Here is a 14,298-nt window from a genome sequence, read left to right as displayed (position 1 = left end):
TTTAGCGCGAGTTCTTGTTGTCTAATTGCTTAGAATTGTGGATCATTAGAAACAATGTACTCTGCAAAACCATACTTGGATGCAGAGTTCCGTTTTCTCTGACAATACTAATATTTTTGAGGTGCTATAGATGAGTGAAGCTGATGCTCGTCCATCAAACTTTATTCGCCAGATCATTGATAAAGATCTAGCGGATGGTAAACACACTAGCGTGCATACTCGATTCCCGCCGGAGCCAAATGGCTACCTGCATATCGGTCATGCTAAGTCTATCTGTTTGAACTTCGGTATTGCTCAGGACTACCAGGGTCAATGTAATCTACGTTTCGACGATACGAACCCTGAAAAAGAAGACATCGAATACGTTGAGTCTATCAAGAAAGATGTAAACTGGTTGGGCTTTGAGTGGAGTGGTGAAGTATGTTATTCATCAAACTACTTCGATAAGCTTTACGAATATGCAATTGAATTGATTAACAAAGGCTTAGCGTACGTAGATGAGCTAAGTCCAGAGCAGATTCGTGAATACCGTGGCACGCTAAAGGCGCCAGGTAAACCAAGCCCATACCGTGACCGTTCTGTTGAAGAGAACTTAGCGTTATTTGAAAAAATGCGCGCTGGTGAATTTGAAGAAGGTAAAGCGTGTCTTCGTGCCAAGATTGACATGGGTTCTTCATTCATGGTTATGCGCGATCCAGTTTTATACCGTGTGCGTTTTGCTACGCACCACCAAACTGGTGATAAGTGGTGCATTTACCCAATGTACGACTTCACGCACTGTATCTCTGATGCATTAGAAGGCATTACACACTCTATCTGTACGCTTGAGTTTATGGATAACCGTCGTCTGTACGACTGGGTTCTGGACAACATCACGATCGAAAGCCGTCCGCATCAATACGAGTTCAGTCGCTTAAACCTTGAGTACACAGTGATGTCTAAGCGTAAGCTTAATCAACTCGTCACTGAAAAACTGGTTAACGGTTGGGATGACCCACGTATGCCAACAGTCTCTGGTCTGCGTCGTCGTGGCTTCACGCCAGCATCTATCCGTGAATTCTGTAAGCGTATTGGTGTAACGAAGCAAGAAAATATGATCGAGTTTAGCTCACTAGAATCTTGTATTCGTGATGACTTAAACGAGAACGCTCCGCGTGCAATGGCTGTGCTGGATCCTGTTAAAGTTGTTATCGAAAACTTTGAAGAAGGTGCAGTAGAAAACTTGACGGTTGCTAATCACCCAAACAAACCAGAGATGGGTGTGCGTGAAGTACCATTCACTCGAGAGTTGTGGATTGAGCGTGAAGACTTCCGTGAAGAGGCGAACAAAAAGTACAAGCGTTTAGTGCTAGGTAAAGAAGTTCGCTTACGTGGTGCTTACGTGATCAAAGCAGAGCGCGTTGAAAAAGATGCTGAAGGCAACATCACGACTATCTTCTGTTCTTACGATGCAGACACACTAGGTAAGAATCCGGCTGATGGCCGTAAAGTAAAAGGTGTGATTCATTGGGTATCAGCTGATAAAGCATTACCAGCGGAAATCCGTCTGTACGATCGTCTATTTACGGTTCCAAACCCGGGTGCAGCAGAAGACTTTGCTTCTACAATCAATCCTGAATCATTAGTTGTGATCAATGGTTTTGTAGAGCCTAGCTTAGCGTCAGCAGAAGCAGAAAAAGGCTACCAGTTTGAGCGTATGGGTTACTTCTGCGCAGACTCGAAAGATTCTTCAGCAGATAAACTAGTATTCAACCGCACGGTTGGCCTACGTGATACTTGGGCAAAAATTGAGAACCAATAATCTCGATTAATGCAAAAATCGATAAAAATGCCAGCAAATGCTGGCATTTTTTTATTCTCATTATCGTAATTCGGCGGTTATAGGTAATGTAGGGAGCTGATTAAGAGTGAGGGGCGTTTGATAAATGTTCGGTTTGGAAGCAAAACAATGATGTTTATTAAGGTTTGAATTGGTAAGTCTAATCGACGCTTTACAAAAGTTGGTACGGCAATTCAGCTATTGAAAGATATCGCCCTCAGAAACAAAAAACGCCAGCATGAGCTGACGTTTATTTTAAATCAACAAACCGTTATTTTTTTGGTTTGTGTGCATCTGGATTGTCTTTACAACCACCATCACTGCACTTGCCGTACAAGTATAAGCTGTGGTTTGTTAGCGTGACATTGTACTTAGCTGCAATCTCTTTTTGACGTTCTTCAATAAGATCGTCAGAAAATTCAATTACCTCACCACAGTCTAGGCACACTAGATGGTCGTGGTGATGTTGAGTCGATAATTCGAAGACTGACTTACCACCTTCAAAGTGGTGACGAGTTACAATACCAGCATCATCGAATTGGTTTAGAACTCGGTAAACAGTTGCTAGGCCAATCTCTTCACCTAGATCAATCAACTTTTTGTACAAATCTTCAGCACTGATGTGCTGGCAGTCTGGCTGCTGAAGTACTTCTAGAATTTTTAGCCTTGGAAGGGTTACTTTTAAACCCGCATCCTTCAGCGCCTGATTATTATCTGACATATACTTTCCCGTTGGATCATCTGCAGCGATTTAACAGAATTCAATCTTCCTACCATTATAGGATAAGCGCTCAGAACATTAAACCACGAACTTCAAAGGGTTAATAGAATCTTTTTGTAAATTAGAAATAGGTCGATTATATTACAGATCTGACCAGTTACAATTATGTAACATTGAGCTTAGAGAGGGCACGGACTGCGATGAATAAGCGACTTGCGAAGATATACAAACCAGGAATTGTAAAATTCGCACTCAATATTTGGCCACCTTTTTGGGGCGCTGGTATTAAAATCTTACATATTTCTGAAGACTTTCGTACCGTCAAGGTGCGTTTGAAACTTCGCTGGTGGAATAAAAACGCCAATCGTACTCAGTATGGTGGCAGTATTTTCTCTTTAACTGATCCCATTTACTCGTTGATGCTGATGGGGATTCTACGCGAGGAGTATTACGTGTGGGATAAAGAGGCGAGTATTAACTTTATTAAGCCAGGGCAAAGTGATTTATTTGCAGAATTTGAGGTCACTGAAGGAATGCTAGAAAACATTTATCAAATGACACGGAATGGAGAAAAGTGTTTTCCTGAATTTATTACCCATGTAAAAGATAAGCAGGGGAATGTGGTTTCAGAGGTTCAACGCAAGCTTTATGTAAGAAAGAAACCTCAGTATCGCGAAGAGGAAGTGCTCACCGATGCTTTGTGAAAATATACAAAAAGACCTCCAATCGGAGGTCTTTGTATAATTCGATTTATTTAGCCTTCAAGCTCAGCTAAACACATTTCTTCGTAAATCTGTTTAACCCAGTTCTCAACACGTTCGTCAGTCAGTTCCGGTTGACGGTCTTCATCGATACATAGACCTACGAATTGGCTGTCGTCACCTTCAACAAGTGCTTTAGACGCTTCAAATTCGTAGCCTTCTGTTGAAGTATGGCCAAGAATTGTGCCACCTTTAGACTCAACGATATCACGTACTGTGCCCATCGCGTCACAGAAGTACTCTGCGTAGTCCTCTTGGTCGCCACAGCCAAAGATAGCCACTAGCTTAGTAGAGAAGTCGATTTGCTCAAGTTCAGGGAAGAAATCATCCCAATCACATTGTGCTTCGCCGTAGTACCAAGTTGGGATACCTAGAAGAAGAAGATCGAAGTTATCAATGTCTTCTTTGCTGCTTTTCGCGATGTCTTGAACGTGAACTAGATGCTTACCTAGTTGCTTTTGAATCATCTTTGCAACGGCTTCAGTATTACCTGTGTCGCTACCGAAGAAGATACCTACACTTGCCATAGAGTCTATACCTTTACATTGTTTGTTATTGGCGATGGTACTAAGGGTTTAACCTAACCCAGAGCCTTCCCAAGTTAGCTGAATTACACCTTTTGCAATAAAGCCAGCACAGCCTAGGAAAAGGACTAACCACACAATACGACGACCAAAAACAGGTACATTGCCTTGCTTTAGCACATCTTTTATTGCCATCCCGATGAAAAAGAAGATAGCAGCAAAAAGAAGATCGAGCCCAATAGACTCGAGCATATCCATATAGTCGTAAAGCATTTTAGCCCTTCATGCCGAAAAATCTTGGGCGCACTATACCACTGTTAAACGGTAAAGTTAATGCACTACAAGAAGGGTTATTTCAATAATCTATTGTTGCTTTTCGAATTTGTTAACTCGAAATGTATTTCCGAATGACTCTCATTACTTCAGCCGGTTTTTCGGCGTGAAGCCAGTGGCCAGTATTAGCGATAATATGTGCTTTTGCTTGTTTGAACTGTTTTTGCACCGCAGGTTGGTGCTCTGGCATTAAGTAATCGGAATCACCACCTTTAACAAACAGAGTGGGTATGTCTGTTGGGGCAATTTCCTGCCAGCCGATAATTTGTGCGTAATTCTCATAAAGGCTCGGTACGTTAAACCGCCAGTCCATTTTATCGCCATTTTTGTATAGTGACTTAGAGAGAAATTGTCTTACACCGTCGATCTCAACATGTTGAGCTAGGATATCCATCGCTTGTTGACGGCTTGCTGGCTTTTCGTTAATTACTGCGTGTAAACCGTTAAACACATTGTCGTGACGGTTTGCTGTGTAGGCGACAGGTGCCATGTCGAGTACAACCAACTGTTTGACGAGCTCTGGAGCAATGTCCACCAGTGTCATCGCGACCTTTCCACCCATTGAATGCCCAATAATAATAGATGGATCTACATTTAAGTGTTGTAGGAGTTGTGCCACATCTTTTGCCATGTCGGCGTAATTATGAATGTTTGAGTGAAAAGAGAGGCCGTGATTTCTCAGATCAATACTGATCACCGTGTGATCTTTAATAAGATCGCGGGCTAGTAGACCCAGATTACTTAAACTACCAAACAATCCGTGAATCAAAACAACTGTTTGGCCTTGGCCTTCCTGCTTATAGTTGAGTAATGCTGACATTTTATCTTATTCGTGATGGGTTTAACGTGGAGTATCCGAGAGGATCTCGTTATAATCCCCCAGAGTTTAAACATTGAGAATGTGAAAAGCGAATGAAAACAATTGAGGTTGATGAGGATCTATACCGTTACATTGCTAGCCAAACTAAGCATATCGGTGAAAGCGCCTCGGATATTTTGCGACGCCTTTTAAACCTTGATGGTCAGTTGCAGGAAGCTGAAGCCGCGCCTGTAGTAGAGAAGCCACAAGGGATTGTAGTAAGTAAAGATGCGGGTAAAACGGAATCTGTTGATGTAGTGAAAGAAATGCGTTCGCTGCTTATTTCTGATGAGTTTGCCGGTCTAAAAAAAGCGATTGATCGCTTTATGTTAGTACTATCGACCTTACATAAATTAAATCCAGAAGGTTTCGCGCAGGCTACGAATGTAAAGGGGCGCAAACGCGTGTACTTTGCAGATAATGAAGAAACCTTGTTGGCAAATGGCAACACGACCAAGCCAAAAGCCATTCCTGGCACACCGTTTTGGGTTATCACGAACAACAATACCAGTCGTAAAAGACAGATGGTTGAACAAGTGATGACACACATGGGGTACCAACCTGACTTAATAGAAAAAGTAACAGGTTCAATCTAAGAAACCTGATAGAAGCCTCATAATGTGTCGCAGTGAGCGGATATTATGAGGCTTTTTTAATTTTATTTGTATTTAAAGAAAGGATGTCAAACATGGCTATGCACCCTCGTGCTGGGCAAAAAGCGCAGCAGGAAGATCTTCATAATATTCCGGCACTCGTTGCCAATTACTTCTTGCTTCAACCTGATGCTAAGAACTCCGATCACAAGGTTCAATTCGGCACATCAGGTCACCGTGGTACCGCTGATAAGCATACATTTAACGAAAACCACATTTTGGCTATTGCTCAAGCGGTTGCAGAAGTTCGTGCCCAGCAAGGGACCACAGGTCCTTTGTTTGTCGGTAAAGACACGCATGCTTTGTCTGAACCTGCATTTTCTAGCGTGATTGAAGTTTTGATTGCGAATGGCGTAAAAGTCATCGTACAGCAGGATAACGGCTACACGCCAACACCAGGTATCTCGCACGCAATTCTGACTTACAACATCAAGCACGATGAAAAAGCAGACGGTATTGTGATTACACCATCTCATAACCCACCACAAGACGGCGGTATCAAATACAATCCGACTCACGGTGGTCCAGCAGAAGCTGAGTTGACTCAAGCTATCGAAGATCGTGCGAACGCACTGATTTCCGAAGGTTTACAAGGTGTTAAACGCTTACCACTAGCAGAAGCAAAAGCATCGGATCTGTTTGTGGAGATGGACTTGGTTAAACCCTACATCGATGACCTAGTGAACGTTATCGATATGGAAGCAATCCAAAAAGCAAACCTGAAGATTGGTGTAGATCCATTGGGTGGCAGCGGCATCGATTACTGGCGTCAAATTGGTCAGGCATACAACCTAGACCTAACGCTAGTAAGTGAAGCGATTGATCCTTCTTTCCAATTCATGTCTCTCGATAAAGACGGTGTGGTTCGTATGGACTGTTCTTCTCCATACGCAATGGCGGGTCTATTGGCATTGAAAGATGAGTACGATCTAGCATTTGGTAACGATCCTGACTACGACCGTCACGGTATCGTTACGCCAAAAGGTTTGATGAACCCGAATCACTTCTTAGCCGTTTGTATCGACTACCTATACCGCCATCGTGACGCATGGGGTAAAGATGTAGCGGTTGGTAAAACACTAGTATCAAGTGCACTGATTGACCGTGTTGTGGCGGATCTAGGTCGTGAGCTATGTGAAGTACCAGTAGGCTTCAAATGGTTTGTTGATGGTCTGTACACTGGTAAATTCGGTTTTGGTGGTGAAGAAAGTGCCGGGGCATCTTTTCTTCGTAAAGATGGTACGCCATGGTCAACAGACAAAGACGGCATCTTGTTATGTCTTCTAGCGGCAGAGATCACTGCGGTAACGGGTAAGAACCCACAAGACTACTATGAAGAGCTAGCGGCGAAACACGGTGAGTCGAAATACAACCGTATTCAAGCTGTAGCGAATGGCCCTCAAAAAGACGTACTGAAGAAGTTGTCACCAGAAATGGTCGCGGCTGAAACACTAGCGGGTGATCCAATTACGGCTCGTCTCACGCATGCGCCTGGTAATGGTGCTGCAATCGGTGGTCTAAAAGTAACGACTGCCAACGGCTGGTTTGCTGCTCGTCCATCAGGCACAGAGGACATCTACAAGATTTACTGTGAAAGCTTCAAAGGTGAAGAGCACCTAAAACAAATCGAAGCAGAAGCACAAGAGATCGTTAATCAAGTGTTTGCAGCTGCCGGCCTGTAAACCATTCAATAGTCGATTTAGAAAACAAAGGGTTGATGTGCAAGCATCAACCCTTTTGCGTTTTAAGATTCCTGAACTGAGTTGTTTCCGGGCCAGGAATCCGGTACCACAAACCAGAATTGACCGTCCTCCGTTTGTGCATGTACAAATCGGTCTGAAGGCTTTTCAATGGGTTGAGATAAATCGTCCGTACCAATCGCCCAGCATGGTTTGTGTAAATGATAAAGTGGCTTACCGATTAACTCCCATTGGCTCTGGTAGCACCAGTAACCACTAATCTGACTTGGATTTAGTTCATAACCCAAGCACTCGCTAGGAGTTGGCTCTGGAGTAAACGGATTAATATAGAGTCGTCCTTGCATCAATAGACGTTCTTGTGGAGAGTCGTTTAACGGAATTATTTTTTGAAATTCCGGGCGATCGCTCATTTTCAACTGATGAGTAAGCATTCTATTCAGTTTTGTATGCAGCTGGTCGTGAGCATTCGGACCATACCAAACGCCGTTATAAAGAAGATAAAACTTAATCGCCACTTCCCAGTGTTCTATTTGATTTGATTCTGTATTCCGCAACACCAAGTCGATAGCACCAATGGTCTTACCTTCGATGTCGTTTAACTGAACCTCTTCCGCGATAACCTGATATCGTTCTGAACTAGAGAGAACTGCAGTGCATAAGTGCTGATATAAAAAGCCCAATCTTGGATTACCATTGTATTGCTCAGCGTTATTTAAAGGCGTTACCGAAAGATCCTCTAAGGTTGTAAACGGAGGGCGTAACTTGAAAAGAGGAGGTGAAGTGGCGATCCATTGGTAAAAGCTTTGCAGTTGGTTCATCCGTATCCCTATATGTATGGTGAGGCGACAAGCTTTGTTATTGTAACTAAATTTGCTTTTGAGGGTAGGGTGGCTAGCATCGATATTAAGGTTCGAGATACACTTTAAGTACCTAAATGATATCAAGGTGCCAGATGTCAAAACGTTGTTGTATCAACTAGGTTGCACACTCTCGGTCTGATTTCATCGAGAGGTTATTTAGGTTTACATGCGCTAGAAATTGGAAGTAATAATGAATAACTTAAAGCTAGAACAGATTCTTAATGACAAACTGTCACCGCAGTTAATTAAAGATTACGCACCAAACGGGTTACAGGTAGAAGGGACGCCAGCCGTAAAGCGTATTATCACTGGCGTAACTGCCTCCCAAGCCTTAATCGATAAAGCGATTGAGCTTAATGCAGACGCATTACTCGTTCATCACGGTTATTTTTGGAAAGGTGAACCTGAGCCAATTCGTGGTATGAAAGGTAAACGAATTCGTAGTCTGATCAAAAACGATATCAACTTATATGGTTATCACCTTCCTCTGGATATTCACCCAGAGCTAGGCAACAACGCCGAATTAGCTCGCTTACTTGAAATCGAAGTAGAAGGTGGACTTGAAGGACATCCTCAATCAGTAGCCATGTTTGGACGCTTGAAAAAACCGATGTCTGGTGCTGAGTTTGCGAGCAAGATCAATCAAGTTCTTGATAGAGAACCACTGCATATTGCGCCAGAGAATACCGATAAGATGATTGAGACGGTCGGTTGGTGCACTGGTGGAGGGCAGGATTTTATTGAACTTGCTGTACAACACGGGCTGGATGCATTTATCTCTGGAGAAATTTCAGAGCGTACCACTTATACCGCTCGTGAAATGGACATTCATTACTTTGCTGCAGGTCATCATGCTACTGAGCGTTATGGTGTTCAGGCTTTAGGCAAATGGCTAGCGGATGAGTATGGCCTACATGTGGAGTTTATCGATATTGATAATCCGGTTTAGTGTTCGCTATTCATAACGTGAAACGCTGAAAAGAAAAAAGGGTTGAGACAAAATCTCAACCCTTTTGTTTGTTTATCTTCTAACTAAAAAGATCATTCACGTTCGTGAAGTGGAGAAAACTCACGCTGTGTCTCACCAGTGTATAGCTGACGAGGACGACCGATGCGGTTCAGTGGATCGCTGTGCATTTCGTTCCAGTGAGCAATCCAGCCGATGGTACGAGAAATCGCGAAGATAACCGTAAACATAGAAACTGGAATACCAATCGCTTTAAGAATGATACCTGAGTAGAAGTCTACGTTCGGGTACAGCTTCTTAGAAACGAAGTACTCATCAGAAAGCGCAATGCGCTCAAGTTCCATTGCTACATCTAGTAGAGGGTCTTGAATGTTTAGCTCTTTGAGAACTTCATGACACGTTTCGCGCATTACTGTCGCACGTGGATCGTAGTTTTTATAAACGCGGTGACCAAAGCCCATTAAGCGGAATGGGTCATCTTTGTCTTTCGCGCGGTCTACATACTCAGGGATGTTATCGACGCTGCCAATCTCTTCTAGCATTCTCAAGCACGCTTCGTTTGCACCACCGTGAGCAGGTCCCCAAAGTGATGCAATACCAGCGGCAATACATGCAAATGGGTTAGCACCAGAAGAGCCAGCTAGACGTACAGTTGACGTCGACGCATTCTGTTCGTGATCCGCGTGTAGAGTGAAGATTTTATCCATTGCACGAGCAACGACAGGGTTTACTTCATACTCTTCGCAAGGGTTTGCGAACATCATGTGTAGGAAGTTTTCTGCGTAGCTCAAATCGTTGCGTGGGTAGATAAATGGCTGACCGATAGAGTATTTGTAACACATTGCAGCCAGTGTCGGCATCTTCGATAGCAGACGGTACGCCGCGATCTCGCGGTGCTCGTCGTTGTTGATGTCAAGAGAGTCGTGGTAGAAGGCTGCAAGTGCACCGACTACACCACACATTACTGCCATTGGGTGAGCATCACGTCGGAAGCCATGGAAAAAGCTTGCGATTTGTTCGTGGACCATAGTATGACGCGTTACGGTCGTCTTGAATTGCTCGTATTGTTCTCGGGTAGGGGCTTCACCATAAAGAAGGATGTAACATACTTCTAAGTAATCTGCGTTATTGGCTAATTGATCAATCGGGAAACCGCGGTGCAAAAGAATACCTTTGCCGCCATCGATGTACGTGATTGATGATTCACAAGATGCAGTGGCAAGAAAACCTGGGTCAAAAGTAAAGTAACCATTGGCTCCCAGCTTACGAACGTCAATTACAGGTGTACCTAGCGTACCGTCCATAATTGGCAGTTCGATTGGCGCTTGACCTTCAACATGAAGGGTCGCTTTCTTATCCGCCATAACAATCTCCTTTGTTTATTATTTAATCCGTCCAGGATGTTTATGTGCCATTTTTGTACTGTTGTTAAAGCTTAAAGTCAATTTTTCTCCATCTTTGTGTGCACTTGTTATGATTTTTCTCATGAAAATCGTTAAAAATCTGTTCTATGTAGCATAATTTGTTACACCAATTGTATTAGAATGTTGCTCGCCGTATATTGGCTAAGAAAATTTTAGTTAAATCCTTATAAATTCGGGGCTAGAAACAAAGAGTGAGGTTTGTTGCTGGACTCCGATTGTTAACAAGTTGTTTACAATTATCTGGGTGGTTACCCGTGATATTTGTTAAATAGATGTTAACTTTTGTACGTTTGGAAGCTGAAATTGGTTATAACAATAAATGCTCAATGGAGCTGAGTGAGCAAGCCCGTGAAAGAAAGAAAGTCAAGACCTGTTAATTTAGATTTACAGACCATCCACTTTCCTATCACAGCAATCGCATCCATCCTACACCGTGTGTCTGGGGTAATTACGTTTGTTGCGGTGGGTATACTACTGTGGTTACTGTCCATTTCTCTGTCATCCCCAATGGGTTTTATGGAAGCCGCTGACATCGTCGATAGCTTCTTCGTAAAATTCATCCTGTGGGGAATTCTTACTGCACTTGCCTACCACATTGCAGGTGGTATCCGTCACTTGTTGATGGATCTAGGTCACTTTGAAGAGCTAGATTCTGGCACGATGAGCGCTAAAGTCGCGTTTGGTGCAACAGCAGTATTATCATTATTGGCGGGGATCTTGGTATGGTAAAACACGTATCTTCATTTGGTCGTAATGGTGTACACGATTTCCTACTAATTCGTGCAACTGCAATCATTATGACGCTATACACGATTTATCTGATTAGCTTCTGTGCATTTTCAGATATCTCTTACGCATCTTGGACCCAATTCTTTGGTGGTACCTTCACTAAAGTATTCACCATGTTGGCACTTGTCTCGATCCTGATCCACGCATGGGTCGGTTTGTGGCAGGTATTAACGGATTACATTAAGTGCGCGAAACTGCGTGGCGCACTGCAACTTGGTGTTATTGCCGTGCTATTCGGCTATGTCTTCTCTGGTCTATTTATTCTGTGGGGTGCGTAAGTGTCTATTCCAGTTCGTGAGTTTGACGCCGTAGTAATCGGCGCTGGTGGTGCAGGTATGCGCGCTGCACTACAAATTTCAGAACAAGGCCTATCATGTGCTTTGTTGTCAAAAGTATTTCCAACACGTTCTCATACTGTGTCTGCACAGGGCGGTATTACCGTTGCTCTGGGTAACTCGCACAAAGACGATTGGCAATGGCACATGTACGATACTGTTAAAGGTTCCGATTACATCGGTGACCAGAACGCGATTGAATACATGTGTAAGAATGGCCCTGAGTCCGTTATCGAACTAGAAAAAATGGGTCTTCCATTCTCTCGTTTTGATAACGGTACTATCTACCAACGTCCATTCGGTGGTCAGTCAAAAGAATTTGGTGGTGAGCAAGCTGCGCGTACAGCAGCAGCTGCGGACCGTACAGGTCACGCGCTTCTTCATACGCTTTACCAACAAAATGTGAAACACAAAACCACCATTTTCTCGGAATGGTATGCACTAGACTTGGTGAAAAACCAAGACGGCGCCGTAATGGGCTGTACTGCGATTTGTATGGAAACAGGCGAAATCTGTTACTTCAAATCAAAAGCAACGATTCTAGCAACAGGTGGTGCAGGTCGTATTTACGCGTCGACCACTAACGCACACATCAACACTGGTGACGGTGTAGGTATGGCATTGCGTGCGGGTGTACCTATGCAAGACATGGAAATGTGGCAGTTCCACCCAACGGGTATCGCTGGTGCAGGTGTTCTTGTAACAGAAGGTTGTCGTGGTGAAGGTGGTTACCTTCTAAATAAAGATGGTGAACGCTTCATGGAACGTTATGCTCCAAACGCGAAAGACCTTGCTGGTCGTGACGTAGTTGCACGTTCAATGATGATCGAAATCCGCGAAGGCCGCGGTTGTGATGGCCCTTGGGGTCCACACATTAAGCTGAAGTTGGATCACCTTGGTAAAGAAGTGCTTGAGTCACGTCTGCCTGGTATTTGTGAGCTGTCTCGTACTTTCGCGCACGTTGATCCAGTGAAAGAGCCAATTCCAGTGATTCCAACCTGTCACTACATGATGGGTGGTGTACCGACTCAAGTGTCTGGCCAAGCAATCAAGCAAAAGGCTGACGGCAGCGAGATGGAAGTACAAGGTCTATATGCATGTGGTGAGATTGCTTCTGTATCAGTACACGGAGCAAACCGTCTAGGCGGTAACTCATTACTAGACTTAGTTGTATTTGGTCGCGCGACTGGCTTGCACCTTGGTGAAACGCTCGCAGCGCAAGCTGAGGCACGCCCTGCAACTGAATCTGATATTGAAGCATCTCTAGCGCGTACCATGCGTTGGGAAAATAGTACTGGCGGTGAAGATCCAGTTCAAATCCGTAAAGACCTACAAGCTTGCATGCAAAACAGCTTCTCGGTATTCCGTGAAGGCGATGCAATGGCAACGGGTCTAGAAGAGTTGAAAGTAATTCGCGAACGTCTGAAAGATGCGCATCTAGCGGACAAGTCTTCTGAATTCAACACGCAACGTATTGAGTGTCTAGAGTTAGACAACTTGATGGAAACAGCATTCTCTACAGCCGTAGCGGCGAACTACCGTACTGAAAGCCGTGGCGCACATGCACGTTTCGATTTCCCTGAGCGTGATGATGAGAACTGGCTATGCCACTCTATCTACAACCCGGAAACAGAAGCGATGACTAAGCGTGATGTGAACATGACGCCAACGCATCGTGAAGCTTTCCCGCCGAAAGTACGTACATACTAAAGGGAGGATACGACTATGAAATTGAACTTCTCTTTATACCGTTACAATCCGGATGTAGATACCAAGCCTTACATGAAAGAGTATACCCTTGAGGTAGACGAAGGCTCAGACATGATGGTGCTTGATGCATTGATTCTGCTAAAAGAGCAAGATCCAAGCATCGCGTTCCGTCGCTCATGCCGTGAAGGGGTATGTGGTTCTGATGGTTTGAACATGAATGGTAAAAATGGTCTAGCGTGTATCACACCGTTATCTGCTCTACAAGGTGATAAGATAGTTATTCGTCCACTGCCAGGGTTACCTGTCGTGCGCGATCTTATCGTTGACATGACGCAGTTCTATGATAACTATGCGAAAGTTAAACCATTCTTGATTGATGATGGTGCATTACCACCATCACGCGAGAACCTACAATCGCCTGATGATCGTGCGCATTTAGATGGATTGTACGAATGTATCATGTGTGCATGTTGTACAACGTCTTGCCCATCATTCTGGTGGAACCCTGACAAATTCATCGGTCCAGCTGGTCTTCTTGCGGCGTACCGTTGGCTAATTGATAGCCGCGATACGGCAACAGATGAACGTTTGTCTGATCTTGATGATGCATTTAGCGTTTTTCGTTGCCATGGCATCATGAATTGTGTAAGTGTTTGTCCTAAGGGATTAAATCCGACGAAAGCCATCGGCCATATTAAGTCGATGCTGGTTAATCGCTCGGTTTAATTTACTCGCTCTTAGGAATGTCGCAGTGTTGCGGATCACCCGATATGACCGCTTCACTGCTTCAAGAAGATTTCGAGTAAAGAATACAAAAATTGCCGACTAGTTCTGGTCGGCTCT

The 14,298-nt window shown here is 44.0% G+C and carries 15 protein-coding genes; 9 read left to right on the top strand and 6 right to left on the bottom strand.

What is annotated here, in order from left to right:
- Positions 1–130 precede the first annotated feature (130 nt).
- The gene (gene glnS / locus NL645_RS11425) at positions 131–1,801 is read left to right on the top strand and encodes a glutamine--tRNA ligase (protein WP_005393044.1); all 1,671 of its coding nucleotides are present in this window, start codon (positions 131–133) and stop codon (positions 1,799–1,801) included.
- A 289-nt stretch (positions 1,802–2,090) separates the two neighbouring features.
- On the opposite strand, the gene fcrX is transcribed toward glnS, so the two are convergent.
- Positions 2,091–2,540 (bottom strand): ferric iron uptake transcriptional regulator FcrX, encoded by a 450-nt coding sequence (gene fcrX / locus NL645_RS11420; protein WP_005382141.1) that lies wholly within the window; start codon positions 2,538–2,540, stop codon positions 2,091–2,093.
- A gap of 200 nt (positions 2,541–2,740) precedes the next feature.
- On the opposite strand from fcrX, the gene NL645_RS11415 reads away from it, so the two are divergent.
- A complete protein-coding gene (locus NL645_RS11415; RefSeq protein WP_005393042.1) occupies positions 2,741–3,244 on the top strand; it encodes a DUF4442 domain-containing protein in 504 nt (167 codons plus the stop codon).
- A gap of 50 nt (positions 3,245–3,294) precedes the next feature.
- On the opposite strand, the gene fldA is transcribed toward NL645_RS11415, so the two are convergent.
- The 3 genes from fldA to NL645_RS11400 form a co-directional block, all read right to left on the bottom strand.
- Complete coding sequence (gene fldA, locus NL645_RS11410; RefSeq protein WP_005393040.1) at positions 3,295–3,828, bottom strand: flavodoxin FldA; 534 nt, start codon at positions 3,826–3,828, stop codon at positions 3,295–3,297.
- Positions 3,829–3,876: 48 nt separating this feature from the next.
- A complete protein-coding gene (locus tag NL645_RS11405; RefSeq protein WP_005393038.1) occupies positions 3,877–4,098 on the bottom strand; it encodes a DUF2788 domain-containing protein in 222 nt (73 codons plus the stop codon).
- A gap of 112 nt (positions 4,099–4,210) precedes the next feature.
- Entirely contained in the window at positions 4,211–4,978 is a 768-nt protein-coding gene (locus NL645_RS11400; RefSeq protein WP_134647994.1) for an alpha/beta fold hydrolase, read from the bottom strand.
- A gap of 92 nt (positions 4,979–5,070) precedes the next feature.
- Here NL645_RS11400 and seqA point away from each other — a divergent pair, with 92 nt between their 5' ends.
- Together seqA and pgm are read left to right on the top strand one after the other, a co-directional pair.
- Positions 5,071–5,613, top strand: a complete 543-nt coding sequence (seqA, locus tag NL645_RS11395) for a replication initiation negative regulator SeqA (protein ID WP_005393026.1) — start codon at positions 5,071–5,073, stop codon at positions 5,611–5,613.
- A gap of 92 nt (positions 5,614–5,705) precedes the next feature.
- The gene (gene pgm, locus NL645_RS11390; RefSeq protein ID WP_134647996.1) at positions 5,706–7,352 is read left to right on the top strand and encodes a phosphoglucomutase (alpha-D-glucose-1,6-bisphosphate-dependent); all 1,647 of its coding nucleotides are present in this window, start codon (positions 5,706–5,708) and stop codon (positions 7,350–7,352) included.
- A 62-nt stretch (positions 7,353–7,414) separates the two neighbouring features.
- Here pgm and NL645_RS11385 read toward each other — a convergent pair whose 3' ends face one another.
- Positions 7,415–8,188 carry a DUF1853 family protein gene (locus NL645_RS11385; RefSeq protein WP_134647998.1) on the bottom strand — a complete coding sequence of 258 codons (774 nt, stop codon included), beginning with the start codon at positions 8,186–8,188 and terminating at the stop codon, positions 7,415–7,417.
- A gap of 232 nt (positions 8,189–8,420) precedes the next feature.
- Between NL645_RS11385 and NL645_RS11380 the strand changes: the two genes are divergently transcribed.
- Positions 8,421–9,179, top strand: a complete 759-nt coding sequence (locus NL645_RS11380) for a Nif3-like dinuclear metal center hexameric protein (RefSeq protein ID WP_005393019.1) — start codon at positions 8,421–8,423, stop codon at positions 9,177–9,179.
- 92 nt (positions 9,180–9,271) lie between these two features.
- Here the strand turns inward: NL645_RS11380 and NL645_RS11375 are convergent, their stop codons facing one another.
- Positions 9,272–10,561: a citrate synthase gene (locus tag NL645_RS11375; RefSeq protein WP_005382163.1), complete on the bottom strand. Its 1,290-nt coding sequence runs from the start codon at positions 10,559–10,561 to the stop codon at positions 9,272–9,274.
- Between the two features lie 396 nt (positions 10,562–10,957).
- Between NL645_RS11375 and sdhC the strand changes: the two genes are divergently transcribed.
- Genes sdhC through NL645_RS11355 form a run of 4 tightly spaced genes read left to right on the top strand, consistent with a single transcriptional unit; the run spans position 10,958 to position 14,181 of the window.
- The gene (gene sdhC, locus NL645_RS11370) at positions 10,958–11,350 is read left to right on the top strand and encodes a succinate dehydrogenase cytochrome b556 subunit (RefSeq protein WP_017634811.1); all 393 of its coding nucleotides are present in this window, start codon (positions 10,958–10,960) and stop codon (positions 11,348–11,350) included.
- Positions 11,344–11,688, top strand: coding sequence for a succinate dehydrogenase, hydrophobic membrane anchor protein (gene sdhD, locus NL645_RS11365; RefSeq protein ID WP_005382169.1), 345 nt, complete (start codon positions 11,344–11,346; stop codon positions 11,686–11,688). The genes sdhC and sdhD overlap by 7 nt, the downstream gene beginning before the upstream one ends.
- Positions 11,689–13,455, top strand: a complete 1,767-nt coding sequence (gene sdhA, locus NL645_RS11360; RefSeq protein ID WP_005393016.1) for a succinate dehydrogenase flavoprotein subunit — start codon at positions 11,689–11,691, stop codon at positions 13,453–13,455. It abuts the gene before it with no gap.
- A gap of 15 nt (positions 13,456–13,470) precedes the next feature.
- Entirely contained in the window at positions 13,471–14,181 is a 711-nt protein-coding gene (locus NL645_RS11355; protein ID WP_005382174.1) for a succinate dehydrogenase iron-sulfur subunit, read from the top strand.
- The last annotated feature ends 117 nt before the right edge of the window (positions 14,182–14,298 follow it).

It is taken from the genome of Vibrio sp. Y51_MX_L26, assembly GCF_024181935.1.
GTDB lineage: Bacteria > Pseudomonadota > Gammaproteobacteria > Enterobacterales > Vibrionaceae > Vibrio > Vibrio diabolicus.
This window is presented reverse-complemented; position numbering and strand designations above follow the sequence as displayed.

Coding starts and splice junctions, on each gene's coding strand:
- fldA (WP_005393040.1), bottom strand. CDS start 3,828: ATGGCAAGTGTAGGTATCTTCTTCGGTAGCGACACAGGTAATACTGAA.
- seqA (WP_005393026.1), top strand. CDS start 5,071: ATGAAAACAATTGAGGTTGATGAGGATCTATACCGTTACATTGCTAGC.
- fcrX (WP_005382141.1), bottom strand. CDS start 2,540: ATGTCAGATAATAATCAGGCGCTGAAGGATGCGGGTTTAAAAGTAACC.
- NL645_RS11400 (WP_134647994.1), bottom strand. CDS start 4,978: ATGTCAGCATTACTCAACTATAAGCAGGAAGGCCAAGGCCAAACAGTT.
- glnS (WP_005393044.1), top strand. CDS start 131: ATGAGTGAAGCTGATGCTCGTCCATCAAACTTTATTCGCCAGATCATT.
- NL645_RS11380 (WP_005393019.1), top strand. CDS start 8,421: ATGAATAACTTAAAGCTAGAACAGATTCTTAATGACAAACTGTCACCG.
- NL645_RS11415 (WP_005393042.1), top strand. CDS start 2,741: ATGAATAAGCGACTTGCGAAGATATACAAACCAGGAATTGTAAAATTC.
- NL645_RS11375 (WP_005382163.1), bottom strand. CDS start 10,561: ATGGCGGATAAGAAAGCGACCCTTCATGTTGAAGGTCAAGCGCCAATC.
- NL645_RS11405 (WP_005393038.1), bottom strand. CDS start 4,098: ATGCTTTACGACTATATGGATATGCTCGAGTCTATTGGGCTCGATCTT.
- sdhD (WP_005382169.1), top strand. CDS start 11,344: ATGGTAAAACACGTATCTTCATTTGGTCGTAATGGTGTACACGATTTC.
- pgm (WP_134647996.1), top strand. CDS start 5,706: ATGGCTATGCACCCTCGTGCTGGGCAAAAAGCGCAGCAGGAAGATCTT.
- NL645_RS11385 (WP_134647998.1), bottom strand. CDS start 8,188: ATGAACCAACTGCAAAGCTTTTACCAATGGATCGCCACTTCACCTCCT.
- NL645_RS11355 (WP_005382174.1), top strand. CDS start 13,471: ATGAAATTGAACTTCTCTTTATACCGTTACAATCCGGATGTAGATACC.